19 protein-coding genes are annotated in these 20,627 nt (G+C 63.5%); 12 read left to right on the top strand and 7 right to left on the bottom strand.

Going from position 1 to position 20,627, the window contains the following annotated elements:
• Nucleotides 1-283: 283 nt before the first annotated feature.
• A complete protein-coding gene (locus GV035_RS11155) occupies nt 284-811 on the bottom strand; it encodes a single-stranded DNA-binding protein (protein WP_159835172.1) in 528 nt (175 codons plus the stop codon).
• 118 nt (nt 812-929) lie between these two features.
• Complete coding sequence (locus tag GV035_RS11150) at nt 930-2,132, bottom strand: MFS transporter (RefSeq protein ID WP_159835171.1); 1,203 nt, start codon at nt 2,130-2,132, stop codon at nt 930-932.
• Nucleotides 2,133-2,404: 272 nt separating this feature from the next.
• Between GV035_RS11150 and uvrA the strand changes: the two genes are divergently transcribed.
• Together uvrA and GV035_RS11140 are read left to right on the top strand one after the other, a co-directional pair.
• Nucleotides 2,405-5,278, top strand: a complete 2,874-nt coding sequence (uvrA, locus tag GV035_RS11145) for an excinuclease ABC subunit UvrA (RefSeq protein WP_159835170.1) — start codon at nt 2,405-2,407, stop codon at nt 5,276-5,278.
• A gap of 63 nt (nt 5,279-5,341) precedes the next feature.
• The gene (locus GV035_RS11140; protein WP_159835169.1) at nt 5,342-6,430 is read left to right on the top strand and encodes an AI-2E family transporter; all 1,089 of its coding nucleotides are present in this window, start codon (nt 5,342-5,344) and stop codon (nt 6,428-6,430) included.
• Between the two features lie 75 nt (nt 6,431-6,505).
• Here the strand turns inward: GV035_RS11140 and purU are convergent, their stop codons facing one another.
• The 5 genes from purU to GV035_RS11115 form a co-directional block, all read right to left on the bottom strand.
• Complete coding sequence (gene purU, locus GV035_RS11135) at nt 6,506-7,375, bottom strand: formyltetrahydrofolate deformylase (protein WP_159835168.1); 870 nt, start codon at nt 7,373-7,375, stop codon at nt 6,506-6,508.
• A gap of 40 nt (nt 7,376-7,415) precedes the next feature.
• Nucleotides 7,416-8,261 carry an NUDIX hydrolase gene (locus tag GV035_RS11130; RefSeq protein WP_159835167.1) on the bottom strand — a complete coding sequence of 282 codons (846 nt, stop codon included), beginning with the start codon at nt 8,259-8,261 and terminating at the stop codon, nt 7,416-7,418.
• A 65-nt stretch (nt 8,262-8,326) separates the two neighbouring features.
• On the bottom strand, nt 8,327-8,941 hold the full coding sequence (locus tag GV035_RS11125; RefSeq protein ID WP_159835166.1) for a LysE family translocator: 615 nt from the start codon (nt 8,939-8,941) through the stop codon (nt 8,327-8,329).
• Entirely contained in the window at nt 8,941-9,525 is a 585-nt protein-coding gene (locus GV035_RS11120) for an adenine phosphoribosyltransferase (protein ID WP_159835165.1), read from the bottom strand. Before GV035_RS11120 ends, GV035_RS11125 begins: the two co-directional genes overlap by 1 nt.
• Nucleotides 9,526-9,577: 52 nt before the next feature.
• Entirely contained in the window at nt 9,578-11,572 is a 1,995-nt protein-coding gene (locus GV035_RS11115) for a cation:proton antiporter domain-containing protein (protein WP_159835164.1), read from the bottom strand.
• Nucleotides 11,573-11,732: 160 nt separating this feature from the next.
• Here GV035_RS11115 and kdsD point away from each other — a divergent pair, with 160 nt between their 5' ends.
• From kdsD to rapZ, 10 genes are all read left to right on the top strand, one after another.
• Nucleotides 11,733-12,716 (top strand): arabinose 5-phosphate isomerase KdsD, encoded by a 984-nt coding sequence (gene kdsD / locus GV035_RS11110; RefSeq protein ID WP_159835163.1) that lies wholly within the window; start codon nt 11,733-11,735, stop codon nt 12,714-12,716.
• On the top strand, nt 12,716-13,252 hold the full coding sequence (locus GV035_RS11105) for a KdsC family phosphatase (RefSeq protein ID WP_159835162.1): 537 nt from the start codon (nt 12,716-12,718) through the stop codon (nt 13,250-13,252). The genes kdsD and GV035_RS11105 overlap by 1 nt, the downstream gene beginning before the upstream one ends.
• Nucleotides 13,253-13,256: 4 nt before the next feature.
• Entirely contained in the window at nt 13,257-13,859 is a 603-nt protein-coding gene (gene lptC / locus GV035_RS11100) for an LPS export ABC transporter periplasmic protein LptC (RefSeq protein ID WP_159835161.1), read from the top strand.
• 29 nt (nt 13,860-13,888) lie between these two features.
• Complete coding sequence (gene lptA / locus GV035_RS11095) at nt 13,889-14,608, top strand: lipopolysaccharide transport periplasmic protein LptA (protein WP_159835160.1); 720 nt, start codon at nt 13,889-13,891, stop codon at nt 14,606-14,608.
• An 11-nt stretch (nt 14,609-14,619) separates the two neighbouring features.
• Entirely contained in the window at nt 14,620-15,387 is a 768-nt protein-coding gene (gene lptB, locus GV035_RS11090) for an LPS export ABC transporter ATP-binding protein (protein WP_159835159.1), read from the top strand.
• A 172-nt stretch (nt 15,388-15,559) separates the two neighbouring features.
• Complete coding sequence (locus tag GV035_RS11085; protein ID WP_159835158.1) at nt 15,560-17,077, top strand: RNA polymerase factor sigma-54; 1,518 nt, start codon at nt 15,560-15,562, stop codon at nt 17,075-17,077.
• Between the two features lie 182 nt (nt 17,078-17,259).
• Complete coding sequence (gene hpf, locus GV035_RS11080) at nt 17,260-17,619, top strand: ribosome hibernation-promoting factor, HPF/YfiA family (protein ID WP_159835157.1); 360 nt, start codon at nt 17,260-17,262, stop codon at nt 17,617-17,619.
• 408 nt (nt 17,620-18,027) lie between these two features.
• Nucleotides 18,028-18,483 carry a PTS IIA-like nitrogen regulatory protein PtsN gene (gene ptsN / locus GV035_RS11075; protein ID WP_159835156.1) on the top strand — a complete coding sequence of 152 codons (456 nt, stop codon included), beginning with the start codon at nt 18,028-18,030 and terminating at the stop codon, nt 18,481-18,483.
• A gap of 184 nt (nt 18,484-18,667) precedes the next feature.
• Nucleotides 18,668-19,636 (top strand): HPr(Ser) kinase/phosphatase, encoded by a 969-nt coding sequence (hprK, locus tag GV035_RS11070; RefSeq protein ID WP_008351692.1) that lies wholly within the window; start codon nt 18,668-18,670, stop codon nt 19,634-19,636.
• A 79-nt stretch (nt 19,637-19,715) separates the two neighbouring features.
• The gene (gene rapZ / locus GV035_RS11065) at nt 19,716-20,612 is read left to right on the top strand and encodes an RNase adapter RapZ (RefSeq protein ID WP_159835155.1); all 897 of its coding nucleotides are present in this window, start codon (nt 19,716-19,718) and stop codon (nt 20,610-20,612) included.
• Nucleotides 20,613-20,627: the final 15 nt, after the last annotated feature.

Here is a 20,627-nt window from a genome sequence, read left to right as displayed (position 1 = left end):
TGCGTTTGTCTAAATTAGATGACAATACGCAATCAGTGCTCTCTCAGTATTTCAAAATAGTTTCCATCAAAATAAGATGCGCGCTATTTTGAAACCATCGGACTAGTCCGATTAGCTAGATTTGAATATATGACGAATGACAGGCAGTTTGCCTGCGTCGATTTTCGAGCCACGGATTAGGATAGTCCGCCGGGAAACATCAACAGAAATTGCCAATAAAAAAACGGGTCCCCGCTGAAGCGGAAGACCCGTTTTCTTAATACGAAGCGCGGATAGGCGCGTGTCAGAACGGAATGTCGTCGTCCATGTCGTCGAAACCGCCGCCCGCAGGCGCGCTAGGACGGCTCGCGCCGCCGCCCGAGCTGCCCGCGCGTCCACCGCCCGAGGCCGAAGGCGCGCGGCCACCGCCGCCACCGCCGGAACGCTCCATCGGGGCGCTGCGGCTGTAGCCGCCGTCATCGCCGCCGCCGGCACCGCCGCGCCCGCCCAGCATTTGCATCTGGTCAGCGACGATTTCGGTCGAATAGCGTTCCTGTCCCGCCTGGTCGGTCCATTTACGCGTACGGATGCGCCCCTCGATATACACCGACGAGCCTTTCTTCAGGTATTCATTGACGATTTCCGCGAGCCGCCCGAAGAACGCCACGCGGTGCCATTCGGTGAGTTCCTTCATCTCGCCGGACGCCTTGTCCTTGTAGCGGTCGGTCGTCGCGAGACGAATGTTGGCCACGGCGTCGCCGCTCGGAAGGTAGCGCGTTTCCGGGTCCGCGCCCAGATTGCCTACGAGAATGACCTTGTTGACAGATGCCATGATTTCTCCGGTTGATTCTTTGCCGACTGTCAGCCGTGCGGCGCTGTTCGCGCTGCCGTCGCGTTGAAGCGAAGCCACACAGCACGGCTGATTCAATTCAAATGATTAAACGTTTCGCTTAAGCCGCGCGCCCGGCTTTGCGCGGCGGCGGCTTCATCCACATTGCAACGACAAGCCACGCCAGCACGAGCGCCGAGCACGAGAAGAAAACCGCGCTCGGTCCGTCCAGCTTCAACAGCCAGCCGCCGACGACACCACCCAGAGCGAGGCCGATGGACTGCGTCGTGTTGTACACCCCCGCCGCCGCACCCTTTCGCGTGCCCGGAGCAAGCTTGGACACGAGCGACGGCTGGGACGCCTCCAGCACGTTGAAGCCCAGGAAGTACACGAACAGGATCGCGGCCACGGACCATAGCGTATGGGGAGCCGCGCCCAATAACAACTGTCCGAACAGGATAAGCCCGATTGCACTGAGCATGACGGCCTTCATCTTGCCGCGCTTCTCGGCCGCGATGATCGCCGGCACCATCATGACGAAAGCGAGCCCCATGACCGGCAGATAGATCTTCCAGTGCGACGCCACCGGCAGCCCGCCCGCCTCCAGAATGCGCGGGACGACGAGAAAGAGCGCCGTCTGGGTCGCGTGAAGAACGAGCACGCCGAAATTCAGGCGCAGCAGTTCGACGTTATGAAGGACTTCGCTGAAGGGCGCCTTGACGTGCACCGGGCGCGCCGGCGGATCGGGGACGATCCAGAGCACCACGCCGACTGCCACGATCGACAGCACGCCGATCACGGTGAAAAGCCCGCTCATGCCGACCCATTGAAAGACGATCGGCGCGCCCACGATCGCCACCGCGAACGACACGCCGATGCTGCCGCCCACCATCGCCATTGCTTTCGTGCGGTTTTCCTCGTGCGTGAGATCCGCGATGAACGCGATGACCGCCGACGACACCGCGCCCATGCCCTGAATCACGCGCCCGGCGATGATCCACGACATCGAATGTCCAACCGCCGCGACGAAGCTGCCGAGCGCGAACACCAGCAGCCCGAACGCGATGACCGGCTTGCGCCCGAGCTTGTCGGAGATCCAGCCGTAGAAGATGTAGAGCATCGACTGCGTGACGCCGTAAGCGCCCAGCGCGATGCCGACCAGCAGGACATTGTCGCCGCCGGGAATCGTTCTCGCGTAGATGGAGAACACCGGCATGATCATGAAGAGACCGAGCATGCGCAGCGCGAAGATGGCAGCGAGCGACACGGTCGCGCGCAATTCCGGCGCGGAGAGACGTGCGGACGTGGCAGACGGATTGGACATCAGGGACGGGAAATGAATGAGGGTCGCGTCTGGCCCGGCCTGTTGCGACGTCAGGCGCGGCCGCCTTGTTCTTGCTCGAAACGGCACCATATGCAGCGGACGGCTCGACGCGCATGGCCGCAGCCGCCGCGCCGGCAAGACCGCCGCATGGCCCTCGGCGGGTGGCTTGGGCCCGTCCGCGGCACGGGGTGCGCGGGCGCCGCGCCCTGCAAAAGTCGTTATAGTAGCAGGTTTGGCCCCCCTCATTCCCCGCTCGCCGCCGGAACAAACTCGTGGAAGAAATTCGTATTCGTGGGGCTCGCACCCACAATCTGAAGAACGTCAATCTCGACTTGCCGCGTCACAAGCTGATCGTGATCACGGGGTTGTCCGGGTCGGGCAAATCGTCGCTCGCGTTCGACACGCTGTACGCCGAAGGCCAGCGCCGTTACGTCGAAAGTCTCTCGGCCTACGCGCGGCAATTCTTGCAGTTGATGGAAAAGCCGGACGTCGATCTGATCGAAGGTTTGTCCCCTGCCATTTCCATCGAACAAAAAGCCACGTCGCATAATCCGCGCTCGACGGTCGGCACGGTCACGGAGATCCACGATTATCTGCGTCTCTTATACGCGCGCGTCGGCACGCCGTATTGCCCCGACCATCTGATTCCGCTGGAAGCGCAAAGCGTTTCGCAAATGGTGGACGCCGCGCTCGCGCTGCCCGAAGAAACCAAGCTGATGATTCTCGCGCCCGTGGTCGCGGACCGCAAAGGCGAACACGTCGAACTGTTCGAGGAAATGCAGGCGCAGGGCTTTATCCGCTTTCGGATTCGCTCGGGCGGCGGCACGGCGAACGAGGGCGTCGCGAAAATCTATGAAGTCGATTCGCTCCCGAAGCTGAAGAAGAACGACAAGCACACGATCGACGTGGTGATCGACCGGCTGAAAGTGCGCCCGGACATGAAGCAGCGTCTCGCGGAGTCGTTCGAGACCGCGCTGCGCCTCGCCGACGGCCGCGCCATCGCGCTGGAAATGGACACGGACCACGAAAAGCTCTTCAGCTCGAAGTTCGCGTGCCCGATCTGTTCGTATTCGCTGCAGGAACTCGAGCCGCGTCTTTTCTCGTTCAATAATCCGATGGGCGCGTGCCCCGAGTGCGACGGACTCGGCCAGATCACCTTTTTCGATCCGAAGCGCGTAGTCGCGCATCCGTCGCTGTCGCTCGCGGCGGGCGCAGTGAAGGGCTGGGACCGGCGCAACCAGTTCTACTTCCAGATGCTGCAAAGCCTCGCCGCGTTCTATGAATTCGACACCGACGCGCCGTTCGAGGAATTGCCGGAGAAAGTGCGCAAGACGCTGCTCTACGGATCGGGCAAGCAGGCCATTCCGTTCTCGTACATCAACGAGCGCGGTCGCGCTTCGGTGCGCGAGCATGCGTTCGAAGGCATCATCCCGAATCTGGAGCGGCGCTATCGTGAGACGGATTCGACCGCCGTGCGCGAAGAGCTCGCCAAGTATCAGAACAATCAGCCGTGCCCGGCGTGCGACGGCACGCGACTGCGGCGCGAGGCGCGTTTCGTCAAAGTCGGCTCGGGCGATCACGCACGCGGCATCTACGAAGTGAGCGGCTGGCCGCTGCGCGACACCCTCGGCTACTTCCAGACGCTGCGTCTGGACGGCGCGAAGGGCGAAATCGCCGACAAGGTCATCAAGGAAATCGTCGCGCGGCTGTCGTTTCTGAATAACGTCGGGCTGGATTACCTGTCGCTCGAGCGCAGCGCGGAAACGCTGTCGGGCGGCGAGGCCCAGCGCATCCGGCTCGCGTCTCAGATCGGCTCGGGTCTGACGGGCGTGATGTACGTGCTGGACGAACCGTCCATCGGCCTGCATCAGCGCGACAACGACCGCCTGATCGACACGCTCAAGCATTTGCGCGATATCGGCAATTCGGTGATCGTCGTCGAGCACGACGAGGACATGATCCGCATGGCCGATTACGTCGTTGACATGGGACCGGGCGCGGGCGAGCACGGCGGCGTGATCGTCGCGCAGGGCACACCGCTTCAGGTGCAGAAAGATCCGAACTCCGTCACCGGGCAGTATCTGTCCGGCAAACGCACGATCAGCTATCCGGACAAGCGCAACGCGCCGGACGAGCGGCGGCTGCGCATCGTCGAGGCGCACGGCAATAATCTGAAGCACGTCACGCTCGATCTTCCGGTCGGCTTGTTGACGTGCGTGACGGGCGTCTCCGGCTCGGGAAAGTCGACGCTCATCAACGACACGCTCCAGCACGCGGTCGCGCAGCACTTGTATGGCTCGTCGACGGAGCCGGCGCCGTACGAATCCATCGAAGGGCTGGAACACTTCGACAAGGTGATCGCCGTCGATCAATCGCCGATCGGCCGCACGCCGCGCTCGAATCCGGCCACTTATACCGGCCTGTTCACGCCGATCCGCGAACTGTTCGCAGGCGTGCCGGCGGCGAAGGAACGCGGCTACGAGGCCGGCCGCTTCTCCTTCAACGTCAAGGGCGGTCGCTGCGAAGCGTGTCAGGGCGACGGCGTGCTCAAGGTGGAGATGCACTTCCTGCCGGACGTCTACGTGCCCTGCGACGTGTGTCACGGCAAGCGTTACAACCGCGAGACGCTCGACATTCAGTACAAAGGCAAGAACATCAGCGAAGTGCTCGACCTCACGGTGGAAGCGGCGCACGAGTTCTTCAAGCCGGTGCCGGTCGTCGCGCGCAAGCTGAAGACGCTGCTCGACGTAGGCCTCGGCTATATCCGCCTCGGCCAGTCGGCGACCACGCTTTCCGGCGGCGAAGCGCAGCGCGTCAAGCTTTCGCTGGAACTGAGCAAGCGCGATACGGGTCGGACGCTGTATATCCTCGACGAACCGACGACCGGCCTGCACTTCCACGACATCGCGCTTCTGCTGGAAGTGATTCACCGGCTGCGCGATCAGGGCAACACACTCGTCATCATCGAGCATAATCTGGACGTGATCAAAACCGCCGACTGGGTCATCGACCTCGGTCCGGAAGGCGGCGCGGGCGGCGGGCAGATCATCGCGCAGGGGACGCCGGAGCAGGTCGCGAAGTCGAAGGCGAGCTTCACCGGCCGTTATCTCGCGCCGCTGCTGCAGCGTGCGAAGTCGGCGGCGTGACGCGCCGCGCGGCGCGGCGGCACGAACAACCGTGGTAGGCAGCAGCGAAAAGGAAACGCAGTCATGGGGAAGCGCAACGAAGCGGCCAACGAGGAGCGGCGCGTACGGGACTTGCCGGCGCGCCCCGTCAGGCTGACGAGCGATATGAGCCTGCCGAAGCTCCCCGCCGTGGAGATTGGCAGCTACATCGCGGCGTTTCTCGCCATGTTCCTCGTGCTGCATCTGAAGCTCCTGGGCGCGCTGCTCGCCGGCATGCTCGTGTTCCAGCTGGTGCACATGATCGCGCCCGTCATCGAGCGGCACGTCATGAGCAAGGGCGCGCGGCTGATCGCGGTGGTGCTGATCTCGGCGATCATCATCGGCGGGCTGACCGGCGCGACCATCGCGACGATCGAGCATTTCGAGCACGACGTCCCGAGCCTTCAGCGGCTGCTGGACCAACTGGTGAGCGTCACGTCGCATGCGCGGCTGCGCGTGCCGGACTGGATCGCGAACTATCTGCCGGTCGACGCCGGACAGATGAAGGAGCGCGCCGCCGAACTCATGCGCAAGCATTCCGAGCAATTGCAGGAAGGCGGCCGGGACATGGCGCGCGGCTTCGGGCACGTTCTGATCGGCATGATCATCGGCGCGATCATCGCGGTCGGCGCGCCCAAGCAGACGCATCGGCTGCCGCTCTCGACGGCGCTCGTCACGCGCGTCTCGCGTTTCGCGGACGCCTTCCGGCGCATCGTGTTCGCGCAGATCAAGATTTCGGCGATCAACGCCGCGTTCACCGCGATCTATCTCCTGGTCGCGTTGCCGCTCTTTCACGAGCGCCTGCCGCTCTCCAAGACGCTCGTGCTGATCACGTTCATCGTCGGTCTGCTGCCGGTGATCGGCAATCTGATTTCGAACACCATCATCGTCGCGATCTCGTTTTCGGTGTCGTTCGGCACGGCGGTCGCGTCGCTCGGCTTTCTCATCGTCATTCACAAGCTCGAATATTTCCTCAACGCGCGCATCATCGGCGGGCAAATCGAGGCGCGCGCGTGGGAACTGCTGCTCGTCATGCTCGCGATGGAAGCCGCGTTCGGGCTGCCGGGGGTGATCGCCGCGCCGATCTTCTATGCGTACATCAAGCGCGAGCTGATTTATTTGCGGCTCGTCTGACTGGCGCCCGAAAAGGCAAAAGCCCGCTTGATCCGAAAATCAGCGGGCTCTTTCGCGTCCGGCGTTAAGCGGCGCTTAGCGGAAAACCACCGTCTTGCTTCCGTTCAGCACGATCCGATGCTCCACGTGCCATTTCACCGCACGCGCGAGCGTCACGCATTCGACGTCGCGACCGATCGCCGTCAGTTGATCCGGCGTCATGCTGTGGTCCACCCGCTCCACTTCCTGCTCGATGATCGGGCCTTCGTCGAGATCCGTCGTCACGTAGTGCGCCGTTGCGCCGATCAGCTTCACGCCGCGGTCGAACGCCTGATAGTACGGCTTCGCGCCCTTGAAGCTCGGCAGGAACGAGTGGTGGATGTTGATCGCGCGGCCGGCGAGCTTGTCGCACATGTCCGGCGACAGAATCTGCATGTAGCGCGCGAGAACGACGAGATCGGTATCGTGCTGGTCGATGATCTCCATCACGCGCGCTTCCTGCGCGGCTTTCGCCTGCGGCGTGCCGCCGTTGAGCGGCAAGTGATGGAACGGAATGTCGTAGCTCGCGGCGAGCTGGTAAAAATCCTTGTGGTTCGAGACGATCGCCGGAATCTCGATCTGCAACTGTCCCGTGCGATAGCGAAACAGCAGATCGTTCAGGCAATGGCCGATCTTCGATACCATGATGACGACGCGCGGTTTCGCCGATGCATCGTGCAACTCCCAGCGCATGCCGAATTCATCGGCGAGCGTGGCGAACGACTTGCGCAGCGCGTCGAGCCCCGGATCGCCGCCCACTTCCTGAAAATGCACCCGCATGAAGAATTCGCCGGTGCGGCTGTCGCCGAATTGCGCCGAATCCAGAATGTTCGCGCCGAGATCGAACAGAAAACCGGAGACGGCATGCACGATTCCCGGCCGGTCCGGGCACGACAACTTCAGGATGAAACTATGTTCGGTCGACATGAACCGGTTACTCCTTCCTCAATGCGTTGATGCTCGAAATTCAAACGGACGGCGGCGCGTAGAGCGCGGCGATGCCCTGACAGGCGTCTTCGTCGATCCAGCGATGGCGCAGCAGGCAATCGAGCGTGGCGAGGCTCGCATCGACGGTCATCTCGCCCTCTTCGATCCAGCGCGCCACCTCGTCGATGCTCGCCTCGCGGTGCTCGGCGACTTCGCCATCCTGATTGCGCGGCGTGAAGTCCGGCGGCAACGCGATGTCGTACACGAAGATCTGTTCGGCCTGCGTGCCTTCCGGCGCCGATTGCAGGACGTAGAACGTGCCGCCCGGCGTGGCGGTCAAGGCGAGTTCCGCCGGCATGCCCGCCTCTTCCCAGCACTCTTTCGCGAGCGTCGGCATGAGCCCGTAGCCCCAGCCGATGCCGCCCGCGACCACGTTGTCCAGCATGCCGGGATCGGTTGACTTCGTATCGCTGCGGCGCGCGATCCACAGCCGCGGCGCGTTATCCCGATATTTTACGATGCCGTTCACATGCACCGCGTAAGTCGTCGTGCCGAAAAAGCGCGAGGCCGCGCGCTCGATGAACGCGAGCGGCGCGGCGTCGAAGTGATTGCGGATCGCGTAGATTTCGTCGCGCCAGCCGGGGATGTTGCCGTCGGCGTGCAGCACGGCGATCACGGTGGCGAGCGCCGCGCTGCGCGCGTCGATGTGGTCGAGCGACGGATTCAGGCGCACGGCTTCGTCGTCGATAGCGAAGGTTTCCGGCCAGCGCGCGAGCACGTGCACGTCGGTCCTGCGAATCCAGCCGACGCGTTCATCGCCGATGAAGAACGGCGCATGCGCGGCGGCGTCGAAACGGCGGGCGGCGACGAGGCAAGGCGAAGTCATGAAGGCTCCGGCGGGACCGTGGCAAAGAAAGCACCGACGCGTGCGCGCCGTGCGAGAAAGCGAACTCAGTCGCGCAGCGCCACGCGAATCCCGAGCGCGATGAACGTCATGCCCGCGAGCCGGTCGAGCCAGACGCCCACGCGCGGACGGCGCTTGAGCCACGCGCCGATCATGCCCGCGCCAAAGCCGAAGAGCGAGAACACCGCGACCGTTTGCAGCATGAACACGCCACCCAGTTCGAACATTTGCAGCATCACGCTGTGCTCGCCGTGCGGATCGACGAATTGCGGCAGAAACACGATGAAGAACAGCGTTACTTTCGGGTTCAGCATGTTGCCGAGCACGCTCTGACGAAACACGGTGGAAAGCGGCTGACTCGGGCGCGCGTGCGCGGACGCGAGGCCGTGACTTCGCAGCGCCTTGATGCCGATCCACACGAGATACGCCGCGCCCGCGAGCTTCACCGCCTGGAACGCGACCGGCGACGAGCGCAAGAGCGCAGCGACGCCGAGTGCGGCGAGCGTCGTGTGAAAGATCACGCCGCACGCGAAGCCCAACGCCGCGACCACGCCCGCGAGCCGTCCCTGCGAAATGCCGCGCGCGAGCACCTGAAGATTGTCGGGCCCCGGCGCGATGGTGATCGCAACCGATGCCGCGAGAAATAAAAGTACGTGCGGCATCAGTGTCCTCCGAACTCGCAGACGGTATAGAGCGGCAAGCCGCCGTCGCGCAGGAGTTTCGAGCCGCCGAGATCGGGCAGGTCGATGATCGCCGCCGCTTCCACCACTTCCGCGCCGAGGCGCTCGAGCAGAATCTTGCCGGCCATCATCGTGCCGCCGGTGGCGACGAGATCATCGACGATCACCACGCGATCGCCCGGCTGACACGCGTCCTCGTGAATCTCGACCGTCGCGCTGCCGTACTCCAGTTCGTACGACTGCGAGAGCGTCTTGTACGGCAGCTTGCCCTTCTTGCGAATCGGCACGAAACCGAGACTCAGTTCGTACGCGAGAATCGGCCCGATGATGAAACCGCGCGCGTCCATGCCCGCGATGACGTTCAGGTTCGCGTCGATATAACGCTGCACGAACAGGTCGATGAGCGTGCGCAGCGCGCGGCGATCCTGCAAGACGGGCGTGATGTCGCGAAACTGCACGCCGGCTTGCGGCCAGTCTGCGACCGTCCGCACGCGTTCCTTGATGAAACGCGCCGTATCAGACGATGCGGCCGAGGCGGACGATGCGCTCGATGAAATGGTGGACATGACTTCTCCGGAAATCCGCGCTGTGAGGCCGCGCTCGCCTGATAAGAAAACGCTAGGCTGCCCGGCGATTGCGCGATAGCCGTTCCTCGGCAAGCGCCAGCACTTCGGGCAGACCGCGCAACACGACGATGTCGTTCGCGCGGAGCCTGGTTTCGGGGTCCGGCTGGACGCCCCGGATGCCGTGACGGCGAATGGCGGTCACTTCGACACCGTTGCCGACGAGTCCGAGATCGTCGAGCGAATGCCCGACCGCCTCAGAATGTTCGTCGATCGGTACGGATTGTAGCCGCACCTGCTCGTGGCCATCGTCGTCGTCGAGGTCGTCGGCGCCGTGGAAATAGCCGCGCAGCAGGCTGTAACGCGCATCGCGCATTTCTTCGACGCGCCGCACCACGCGGCGCATCGGCACGCCCATCAGCACGAGCGTATGCGAGGCGAGCATCAGACTGCCTTCGACGATCTCCGGAATCACTTCCGTCGCGCCGGCGGCGGTCAGCTTTTCGAGATCGGCGTCGTCCACGGTTCGCACGATCACCGGCAGCGTCGGCGCGAGTTCGTGGATGTTGTGCAGCACGCGCATGGCGGACGGCGTGTTCGCGTATGTGATCGCAATCGTCGCCGCGCGATTCAATCCCGCCGCGACGAGCGATTCGCGCCGCCCGGCATCGCCGAACACGACCGATTCGCCCGCCGCCGCGGCCGCCGCGACGCGATCGGGGTCGAGATCGAGCGCGACATACGAAATGCCTTCCTGCTCGAGCATGCGCGCGAGGTTCTGCCCGGCGCGGCCGTATCCGCAAATGATGACGTGGCCGCTTTGCTTGAGGCTTTGCGTCGCGATCTTCGTCATTTGCAGCGATTGCAGCATCCATTCCGTCGACGACAAGCGCAGCACGATCCGGTCCGCGTTCTGAATGATGAACGGCGCGGCGAGCATCGACAGCAGCATCGCGGAAAGCAGCGCCTGGAGGATGGTGGCATCGACCAGATGCGAATCCAGAATCAGGTTCAGCAGCACGAAACCGAACTCGCCCGCCTGCGCGAGACCGAGCCCGGTCCGCATGGCGACGCCGGGCGGCGAGCCGAACAGGCGCGCGAGGCCGGTGATCATCACGGCTTTCAGGAGAATCGGCACGACGAAGAACGCAAGCACGAGAACCGGATGTTCCCAGATCACGCGCGGATTGAGCAGCATGCCCGTCGTCACGAAGAACACGCCGAGCAGCACGTCCCGGAACGGCTTGATGTCCTCTTCCACCTGATGCCGGTACGGCGTTTCCGCGATCAGCATCCCCGCGATGAACGCGCCGAGCGCGAGCGACAGCCCGAATTTGTCCGTGATGAACGCCGCGCCGAGGGTCACGAGCAGCAGGTTCAGCATGAAAAGCTCTTGCGAACGCCGCCGCGCGACCAGATCGAACCAGCGCGTCATGAACTTCTGGCCGAGAAAGAGCAGCACCGTCAGCGCGACGACGATCTTCACCGCCGCGATGCCGAGCCACATCACGAGTTGCGACGAATTGCCGTTGGCGAACGCCGCGATGATGATGAGCAACGGCACGACCGCGAGATCCTGAAAGAGCAGCACGCCGAAGATATTGCGGCCATGCTCCGATTCCAGTTCGAGCCGCTCCGCGAGCAGCTTGCTCACGATGGCCGTGGAAGACATGGAAAGCGCGCCGCCGAGGGCGAAGCTCGCCTGCCACGACATGGTGGTCCAGAAATGCGCGATCCAGCCGACGACGAGCGCGAGCACGATCGTCGCGCCGACCTGGCTCGCGCCGAGCCCGAAGACGATGCGCCGCATGGAGCGCAGCTTCGCCAGCGAAAATTCGAGACCGATGGAGAACATCAGGAACACCACGCCGAATTCGGCGAGGTGCTGGGCGCGCTCGGTATCCGGTGCAATACCCGCCGCGTGCGGACCGACGATGATGCCGACCGCCAGATAGCCGAGCATCGGCGGCAAGTTCAGAAAACGAAATACGACGACGCCCGCCACCGAACAGAGCAGCAACAACAGCGTCATTTCGAGCGGAGAAGTCATCCGTCCAGCGTCCTCGTTCGTCAGCGTGCCGGAACGGGCCGGCGCGGCGTTTTCGGTGTCGTGGGAAGCCCCTGATGCCAGGGCTCGCGGGGGCGGATAAGCGGCGGCGCGCCGCGCACCGTAAGGCGCGGCGCAGAATCGCCTTTGCTATACTCCGCGAATGATAGCGAAAATCAATGGCGACCGGGCACTGGCGCTGGCTCGCAGCGTAATCCAGATCGAAGCGGACGCGGTTCGCGGTCTCTCGGACCTTCTCGACGACAACTTCACCAATGCAGTCGAAGTCCTGCTCGGCTGCCGCGGCCGCGTGGTCGTATCGGGTATCGGCAAGTCCGGACACGTCGCGCGCAAGTTCGCCGCGACGCTCGCCTCCACCGGCACGCCGGCGTTTTTCGTGCATCCGGCCGAAGCCAGCCACGGCGATCTCGGCATGGTCACCGCCGACGACATTTTCATCGCGCTATCGAACTCCGGCGAGACCGAAGAACTCGTCGCCATTCTGCCGCTCATCAAGCGCCTCGGCGCGAAACTCATCGCCATTACAGGCCGCGCCGAGTCGAGCCTCGCGCAACTCGCGGACATGCACCTGAACGCACGCGTCGAAAAAGAAGCCTGCCCGATGAACCTCGCGCCGACTGCCAGCACGACGGCGGCGCTCGCGCTCGGCGACGCGCTCGCCGTCGCGGTGCTCGACGCACGCGGCTTCGGCCCTGACGATTTCGCGCGCTCGCATCCCGGCGGCGCGCTCGGCCGGCGTCTGCTCACGTACGTGCGCGACGTGATGCGCGTGGGCGACGAGGTTCCCGTCGTGCCGCTCGACGCAACGGTCTCCGACGCGCTCTTCCAGATCACCGCCAAGCGCATGGGCATGACTGCGGTCATCAACGGCGATCGTCACGTGGAAGGCATCTTCACCGACGGCGACCTGCGCCGCATCCTTCAGCGCGACGGCGATTTCCGCTCGCTCAAGCTCGCTGACGTGATGACGCGGAACCCGCGCACCATCGGTCCGGACCATCTCGCGGTCGAAGCCGTGGAACTGATGGAGCGCCATCGCATCAATCAGATGCTGGTCGTCGACGCCGACGCGACGCTGATCGGCGCACTGAACATGCACGACCTCTTCTCCAAGAAGGTAATCTGATGGCGCCAAAGCCTTTCCCCACCGAGCGCGCGAGCGGCATCAAGCTGATGGTTTTCGATGTCGACGGCGTTTTCACCGACGGCAGCCTGTACTTCAGCGCCGAAGGCGACACCATGAAATCGTTCAACTCGCTCGACGGCCACGGCGTCAAGCTGCTCGAACGTATCGGCGTGCAGACGGCGATCATCACCGGCCGGCAGTCCGGAATCGTCGCGGCGCGGGCGAAGGAACTGGGCATCACGCATCTGTATCAGGGCGTCGCGGACAAGACGGTCGCGCTTGCGCAATTGCTCGACGCAACGGGCATCTCCGCCGCCGCGTGCGGTTACATGGGCGACGACTGGCCCGATCTCGCCGTCATGCGCCGCTGCGGATTCACCGCCGCGCCCGCGAACGCCCATGCCGAAGTGAAAGAGCGCGTGCATTGGGTCGCTGAAGCCCGCGGCGGCCACGGCGCCGTGCGCGAAGTCTGCGATGCGATCCTGCGCGCGCAGAATCGCTACGACGCGCTGCTCGCGGCGGCGCTCGGAGACTGATGCCATGCCGCCCACCCGACGCCTCGCCTCGCTATTGCCGCTTCTAGCCATGGCGGCGCTCGCGGGCATCACGTACTGGCTGTTGCAGGCGACGCTGCCTTCCGCGCCGCAGGCGCCCGAGCAGCCGAAACGTCATACGCCCGACTACTTCGCAGACAATTTCTCCGTCTCCGAACTGGATGCCACCGGGACGACGCAATATCGTCTGACGGCCAAGTCCATGGTTCATTACGAGGACGACGAGAACAGCGATCTCTCGCTGCCCGCCGTTCGCATGTTCCAGCCGCAGAAGCCGACCGTGACCGCCACGGCGCAGCGCGGCACGGTGAACGGTGACGTGTCTATCGTCGATCTCTACGACGACGCCCGCATCCTGCGCGCGGCCGGCTTCGGCGATCCGCAGATGCAGGCGGATTCACAGCATTTTCGCGTGCTGGTGAACGACGATGTCATCGAAACGGAAAAGCCGGTTAAACTTCAGCGCGGTCCGTCGGTGATGACCGCCAACGGCATGAACTACAACAACGTCACCCGGGAAATGAAGCTCTTCGGTAACGTGCGCGGCGCGATCGCGGCCACGGATATCAATGGCGGCTCCTCCAAGTGAACCCGGGATTCCATCCTGATCTTGACTGCATGAACCACAGCTTCCCTCGTCCCGATGGCGGCCCCGCGGGCGCAACGTTCGCGCATCGCACCACCGCGCGCGTGAGGCGTGTGATGCGGGCCGCGCTGGCTGCCGCCGCCGTGGTCGCGTTGCCGCTCGTCGCGCTTCCGCTCGCGGGCTTCGCGCCAGCCGCGCACGCTGAAAAGGCCGACCGCGACAAGCCGCTCAACATCGAAGCGGACAACATGTCCTACGACGACCTGAACCAGAAGAACGTCTTCACGGGTCACGTCGTCGCGACCAAGGGCACGATCGTCATCAAGGCGGATCGCGTGGATGTCACGCAAGACCCGCAGGGCTATCAGTACGCGACCGGCACGTCCACCGGCAACAATCTCTCGTACTTCCGCCAGAAGCGCGACGGCGTGGATGAGTACATCGAAGGCAATGCCGTGCGTATCGATTATGACGGCAAGAACGACTTCACGAAGCTCACCACGCGCGCCGTGGTGCGCCGCCTGCAAGGTCTGACGACCGTTCAGGACGAAGTGCGCGGCAGCGTCATCACGTATGACGGGCAGAAGGACTTCTACACGGCGAGCGCGGGCAAGGATGTGGCGAGCCCGGGCAATCCGAGCGGCCGCGTTCGCGCCATGCTCGCGCCCCGCTCCGGCGGTGCCGCGCCGCTCAACGGCTCGCCCGCGACGCTCGCGCCGTCGAACACCATTCAAGGAACGCCGCAGCAGTGAACGCGCCCGCCATGCCCCAAAGCAAGCCGGACGGCAAGTCGAGCTCGCTCGTCGTCCGCAACCTGAAGAAGCGGTACGGATCGCGCACCGTCGTGAAGGACGTCTCGCTCGACGTGAAGAGCGGCGAAGTCGTCGGTCTGCTCGGGCCGAACGGCGCGGGCAAGACCACGTCGTTCTACATGATCGTCGGCCTCGTGCCGCTCGACGCCGGCGAAATCGACCTCGACGGCAATTCCATCAGCCTGCTGCCGATTCATCAGCGCGCGCATCTCGGGCTGTCGTATTTGCCGCAGGAAGCGTCGGTGTTCCGCAAGCTCACCGTCGAGCAGAACATTCGCGCAGTGCTGGAACTCCAGACGGACGATTCCGGCAAGCGGCTGTCGAAAGACGCCATCCGCCAGCGCACGGAGGCGCTGCTCGACGAATTGCAAATCGCGCATCTGCGCGAGAATCCGGCGCTGTCGCTATCGGGCGGCGAGCGGCGGCGCGTCGAAATCGCGCGGGCGCTCGCGACGAACCCGAGCTTCATCCTGCTCGATGAACCCTTCGCGGGCGTCGATCCGATTGCCGTGCTCGAGATTCAGAAGATCGTGAAGTTCCTGAAGCAGCGCAACATCGGCGTGCTGATCACGGACCACAACGTGCGCGAGACGCTCGGCATTTGCGATCACGCGTACATCATCAGCGACGGCAGCGTGCTCGCAGCCGGCGCACCGAGCGAGATCATCGAGAATGAGAACGTGCGGCGCGTGTATCTCGGCGAGCATTTCCGCATGTAGCGCCGACGCGACCCCGGGCGGCGCATGCGATGAATTACCGCACCGCACCGCGCGAACACAGCAAAACTTACGTGCCGCCCTCGAGGCGGCACGCGCTTTTCTACGCTTTTTTCGATTGGCCGCGAGGTTTCGCGCGCGTGGCAAACTCTCTACAATGAAATAAAACCTTGCCATGAAAGCCAGCCTCCAACTTCGCCTATCGCAGCATCTTGCGCTCACCCCGCAACTGCAGCAGTCCATCCGGCTGCTGCAGTTGTCGACGCTCGAATTGCAGCAGGAAGTGGCCATGGCCGTCGCGCAGAACCCGCTTCTCGAAAACGACGACGACTGGATCGCAAGCCCGCTGCGCGTGGCCGCGGACGGCTCGCTCATTGCCTCGGCCGGCGCGAGCAACGCGGCCCCGGAACCGATGATGAGCAACGGCTCGGCATCGAGCTCGTCGAGTTCCGAACGCTCGGAAAGTAGCGAGCCGCAGGGCGTGGACGAATACAACGGCATGGCCTCGGACGGTGGCGCCGACTCCAGCAACTGGAATCTCGAAGACTACGGCCGCTCCAGCAACGCGTCCGACGACGACGACCTGCCGCCGCTGCAAATTCACGAATCGACGACAACGCTGCGCGATCATCTGACCGCGCAACTGCGCATGACGCAGGCGAATCAGCGCGATCGTGCGCTCATCACGTTCCTGATCGAATCGCTGGACGAGGACGGCTATCTCACGTCGTCGCTCGAAGAAATCCAGGCGGATTTACCGGACGAACTCGAAGTCGATGTTGACGAACTGAGCGCGGCACTGGCCTTGCTCCAGAGTTTCGACCCGCCGGGTGTCGGCGGCCGGTCGGCGTCCGAGTGTCTCAAGCTCCAGTTGCTGAGGCTCGATGCGTCGCCCACCCGCACGCTTGCGCTGGAAATCGTTACGAATCATCTGGAACTGCTCGCCGCGCGCGACTTCACGCGCCTGCGAAAGCAGCTGAAGGCAAGCGACGACGCGCTGCGGGACGCGCATGTGCTGATCCGGTCGCTGGAGCCGTTTCCGGGCGCCGCGTACGGCAAGAGCGAAGCAGATTACGTAGTGCCGGACATTCTGGTGCGCAAGTCCGCGAGCGGATGGACGGCGGAGCTGAACCCGGAGATCGTGCCGAAGCTCCGGATCAACCATCTGTATGCGAACATTCTGCGCAATAACCGTGGCGATCCGGGCAGCGGATCGCTGCGTCAGCAGCTTCAGGAAGCACGCTGGCTGATCAAGAACATCCAGCAGCGTTTCGAGACGATTCTTCGTGTCGCACAAGCGATTGTCGAACGTCAGAAGAACTTTTTTGCGCATGGTGAAATCGCCATGCGGCCCTTGGTTTTGCGGGAGATTGCTGATACGCTGGGTTTACACGAATCAACGGTTTCTCGTGTGACCACCGGGAAGTACATGCTCACCCCATTCGGGACGCTTGAATTTAAGTACTTCTTCGGATCGCACGTTTCCACCGACACGGGTGGCGCCGCATCGTCCACGGCGATCCGGGCCCTCATCAAGCAACTGATAGGAGCGGAAGACCCCAAAACTCCTCTTTCAGACAGCCGCATCGCCGAACTGCTGGCGGAACAAGGCTTCGTTGTTGCGCGGCGAACCGTCGCCAAATACCGCGAGGCGCTCAAAATCCCCGCAGTCAATCTGCGCAAGTCTCTTTGACCCGTCTCTGTGGTTCATCGCATACCGCGATGGACATTTACCGGCCGCATCGCGACAGCGCGGACGTGCCGGCCAAGCGGCCCGTTCCTTGCGCGTACAAACATCGTGCACGGCGGGACGCGTAGCCGACCGGTACCGGACGAGCCGCCGTGGTTCAACGGCCCTTAGCTTGGAGAGCAACTATGAATCTGAAGATCAGTGGACACCACCTCGAATTGACGCCTGCGTTGCGCGAGTTCGTGATCACGAAGCTGGACAGAGTGCTCCGTCATTTTGATCAGGTGATGGATGGCAACGTTGTCCTCTCGGTCGACACTCATAGGGACAAGGACAAGCGGAACAAGGCGGAAATCAATCTGCACCTGAAGGGCAAGGACATTTTCATCGAGAGTTGTGACGCTGATATGTACGCGGCCATCGACCTGATGGTCGACAAGCTTGACCGGCAGGTGATCCGCCACAAGGACAAGATCCAGGGTCACGCCCACGAAGCCGCGAAGTACCGCGAAGAAGCGCACGGACTGGAAGCGCCCTCGCCCTGAGCGGCAGGAACGCGAAACGGCGCAGCCCGCCGCCGACCGGCGGGCGCGATTCGAGGCATTCCTCGAATTCAGCAAATGCCGAACAAAACGTCACAGAAGCGCCAGAGAAACGCCCGCTTCGGACAAACGCCGCCTGTTGGCGGCTTTTTGTTGCATAGTGCATGGCGGCGTGGCACAACGCATTGATTTTCCGGACTTTGTACTGCACATTCGACTGCGGCGACCGTAATGGCGCGCCGCACCATCGCGCTTTCCCCTGTTCTATAATGAGCCGGTTATGATCGGGGTCGCAGTACAGGAACGCTGCAGGGAACGCCGTAAGCGCATCTTCCGTATCACCATCGCCGTGAGCGCTTTCAGACAGCAGCCACGATGAGGAGCTATCAGGCCACGCATCAGCCTGCCAACATGAATCGTTTAGCCAAATTTCTTCCCATCGAGAACGTGGTTCTCGGACTGTCCGTTACCAGCAAGAAGCGTGTTTTCGAGCAAGCGGGCCTGATTTTCGAGAACCAGAACGGCATCGCCCGCAGCATCGTCACCGACAACCTGTTTGCTCGCGAGCGCCTGGGGTCGACCGGGCTCGGCGAAGGCGTCGCCATTCCGCACGGCCGCATCAAGGGGCTGAAGCAGCCGCTCGCCGCCTTCGTGCGCCTGGCCGAACCGGTCGCTTTCGAATCGCCGGACGGTCAGCCGGTCTCGCTGCTCATCTTCCTGCTCGTGCCCGAACAGGCCACGCAGCAGCATCTCGAAATTCTCTCGGAGATCGCGCAATTGCTCTCCGATAGTGAAGCGCGCGAGCGTCTGCACAAGGAAGAGAACCGTGAGGCGCTGCATCAGGTGCTCACGCAATGGCAACCCTGACCGCCGCATAGACGCGGGCAACCGCTCCTGACAAGGCGCCGCGCCGCTCGCGCGCCTTTAGCGCGCCTCGCGTGCGCGGTGCTTCTGCGGCACAATCGGTCAAACGCAGCGCCATGCGGCGAATCGAAGCACACGGCTTCGTCACGCGAAGGCTGCTCCCGGCTTCCAACGGAGTTCCGGCCTCATGGATACGTCCAGCATCAACGCCCAAAGTATTTTCGACGACAACGCCGCCGCGCTGAAGCTCAGTTGGCTCACCGGGCACGAAGGCTGGGAACGCGGCTTTTCGAGCGAAACGGTGGCGAACGCAACGTCGAGCGCCGACCTCGTCGGCCACTTGAACCTGATTCACCCGAACCGCATTCAGGTGCTCGGCGACGCCGAAATCAACTACTACCAGCGTCAATCCGACGAAGACCGCTCGCGCCACATGGCCGAGTTGATCGCGCTGGAGCCGCCATTTCTGGTCGTGGCGGGCGAAGTGGGCGCGCCGCCGGAACTCGTGCTTCGCTGCACGCGCTCGTCGACGCCGCTTTTCACCACGCGCATGTCGGCGGCGGCAGTCATCGACAGCCTGCGCGCGTACATGTCGCGCATCCTCGCGCCGCGCGCCACGTTGCACGGCGTGTTCATCGACATTTTGGGCATGGGCGTGCTGCTGACCGGCGACTCCGGACTCGGCAAGAGCGAACTCGGTCTCGAACTCATCAGCCGCGGCCACGGACTCGTTGCCGACGACGCCGTCGATTTCGTGCGTCTCGGTCCAGATTTCGTCGAAGGACGCTGCCCGCCGCTTCTGCAAAACCTGCTGGAAGTGCGCGGCCTCGGCCTGCTCGATATCAAGACCATCTTCGGCGAGACCGCGGTGCGCCGGAAGATGAAGCTGAAGCTCATCGTGCAACTCGTGCGCCGTCCCGACGGTGAATTCCAGCGTCTGCCGCTCGAAAGCCAGACCGTCGACGTTCTCGGTCTGCCGATCAGCAAAGTGACGATTCAGGTCGCGGCAGGCCGCAACCTTGCTGTGCTGGTCGAGGCGGCGGTGCGCAACACCATCCTGCAATTGCGCGGCATCGACACCTTGCGCGATTTCATGGACCGTCAGCGGCTTGCCATGCAGGACCCGGACAGCCAGTTTCCCGGCAAACTCATCTGAAGCCCGCGCATTCTCACGGAACCGGCACCCGGTCCGGACGATATGCAGGTGCTAAGATGAAGCGAACGAGCACACTTCCATGCGTATCATCCTGATTACCGGCACTTCCGGCTCTGGCAAATCCGTTGCGCTCAACGCGCTCGAAGACGGCGGCTACTACTGCGTCGACAACCTGCCTCCGCGCTTTCTGCCCGACCTCGCCGCGTATCTCGCGAGCGAGGGGCAAAAGCGTCTCGCCGTCGCAATCGACGCCCGTTCGAGCCTTTCGCTCGACGAAGTTCCTTCGATCATCGACAACCTCACGAGCGCCTACGATTTACGCGTGCTGTTTCTCAACGCCAGCACGCAGGCGCTCATTCAACGCTTCTCCGAGACGCGCCGCCGCCATCCGCTGTCGGGTCCGCCGGGGCATGACGCGAGCGTGGGCGTCCTGAACTCGCTCGCCGAAGCCATCGAGCGGGAGCGCGAACTCGTCGCGGGGCTCGCGGAATACGGGCATCAGATCGACACGAGCAATCTGCGCGCGAACGTGCTGCGCGCATGGGTGCGGCGTTTCGTCGAAACCGACGCCGCCGATCTCACGCTGATGTTCGAATCGTTCGGCTTCAAGCGCGGCGTGCCGCTCGACGCCGATCTCGTCTTCGACGTCCGCACGCTGCCGAATCCGTACTACGACCGTGAGTTGCGCCCGTACACCGGCTGCGATCAGCCGATCATCGACTACCTTTCGGCCCAGCCGATGGTGGGCGAGATGATCGACGATATCGGCGGCTTCGTCGGCAAGTGGCTGCCGCGTTTTCGGGACGACAACCGCAGCTATCTCACCGTCGCCATTGGCTGCACGGGTGGACAGCATCGCTCGGTGTATATCGCGGAGGCGCTCGCCGCGCGCTTTCGCGACGAGGCAACCGTGATCGTGCGGCATCGTGATGCGCCCATCCCCGTGGATGAGAGCGCCAGCACCACGCGAACCTGATCGCCGCGCGGCGGT

The organism is Burkholderia sp. 8Y, from assembly GCF_902506145.1.
Classification (GTDB): Bacteria; Pseudomonadota; Gammaproteobacteria; order Burkholderiales; family Burkholderiaceae; genus Caballeronia.
Note: the sequence above shows the minus strand (reverse complement) of the source record. Positions and strands in the feature narration are given on the sequence as shown.

What these genes read in the sequence shown, in the direction of transcription:
- GV035_RS11085 (WP_159835158.1), top strand. Translation starts at nt 15,560, where the DNA reads ATGAAAGCCAGCCTCCAACTTCGCCTATCGCAGCATCTTGCGCTCACC.
- kdsD (WP_159835163.1), top strand. Translation starts at nt 11,733, where the DNA reads ATGATAGCGAAAATCAATGGCGACCGGGCACTGGCGCTGGCTCGCAGC.
- purU (WP_159835168.1), bottom strand. Translation starts at nt 7,375, where the DNA reads ATGTCGACCGAACATAGTTTCATCCTGAAGTTGTCGTGCCCGGACCGG.
- GV035_RS11155 (WP_159835172.1), bottom strand. Translation starts at nt 811, where the DNA reads ATGGCATCTGTCAACAAGGTCATTCTCGTAGGCAATCTGGGCGCGGAC.
- GV035_RS11125 (WP_159835166.1), bottom strand. Translation starts at nt 8,941, where the DNA reads ATGCCGCACGTACTTTTATTTCTCGCGGCATCGGTTGCGATCACCATC.
- lptC (WP_159835161.1), top strand. Translation starts at nt 13,257, where the DNA reads ATGCCGCCCACCCGACGCCTCGCCTCGCTATTGCCGCTTCTAGCCATG.
- GV035_RS11105 (WP_159835162.1), top strand. Translation starts at nt 12,716, where the DNA reads ATGGCGCCAAAGCCTTTCCCCACCGAGCGCGCGAGCGGCATCAAGCTG.
- hprK (WP_008351692.1), top strand. Translation starts at nt 18,668, where the DNA reads ATGGATACGTCCAGCATCAACGCCCAAAGTATTTTCGACGACAACGCC.
- rapZ (WP_159835155.1), top strand. Translation starts at nt 19,716, where the DNA reads ATGCGTATCATCCTGATTACCGGCACTTCCGGCTCTGGCAAATCCGTT.
- GV035_RS11130 (WP_159835167.1), bottom strand. Translation starts at nt 8,261, where the DNA reads ATGACTTCGCCTTGCCTCGTCGCCGCCCGCCGTTTCGACGCCGCCGCG.
- ptsN (WP_159835156.1), top strand. Translation starts at nt 18,028, where the DNA reads ATGAATCGTTTAGCCAAATTTCTTCCCATCGAGAACGTGGTTCTCGGA.
- GV035_RS11150 (WP_159835171.1), bottom strand. Translation starts at nt 2,132, where the DNA reads ATGTCCAATCCGTCTGCCACGTCCGCACGTCTCTCCGCGCCGGAATTG.
- GV035_RS11140 (WP_159835169.1), top strand. Translation starts at nt 5,342, where the DNA reads ATGGGGAAGCGCAACGAAGCGGCCAACGAGGAGCGGCGCGTACGGGAC.
- GV035_RS11115 (WP_159835164.1), bottom strand. Translation starts at nt 11,572, where the DNA reads ATGACTTCTCCGCTCGAAATGACGCTGTTGTTGCTGCTCTGTTCGGTG.
- lptB (WP_159835159.1), top strand. Translation starts at nt 14,620, where the DNA reads ATGCCCCAAAGCAAGCCGGACGGCAAGTCGAGCTCGCTCGTCGTCCGC.
- GV035_RS11120 (WP_159835165.1), bottom strand. Translation starts at nt 9,525, where the DNA reads ATGTCCACCATTTCATCGAGCGCATCGTCCGCCTCGGCCGCATCGTCT.
- hpf (WP_159835157.1), top strand. Translation starts at nt 17,260, where the DNA reads ATGAATCTGAAGATCAGTGGACACCACCTCGAATTGACGCCTGCGTTG.
- lptA (WP_159835160.1), top strand. Translation starts at nt 13,889, where the DNA reads ATGAACCACAGCTTCCCTCGTCCCGATGGCGGCCCCGCGGGCGCAACG.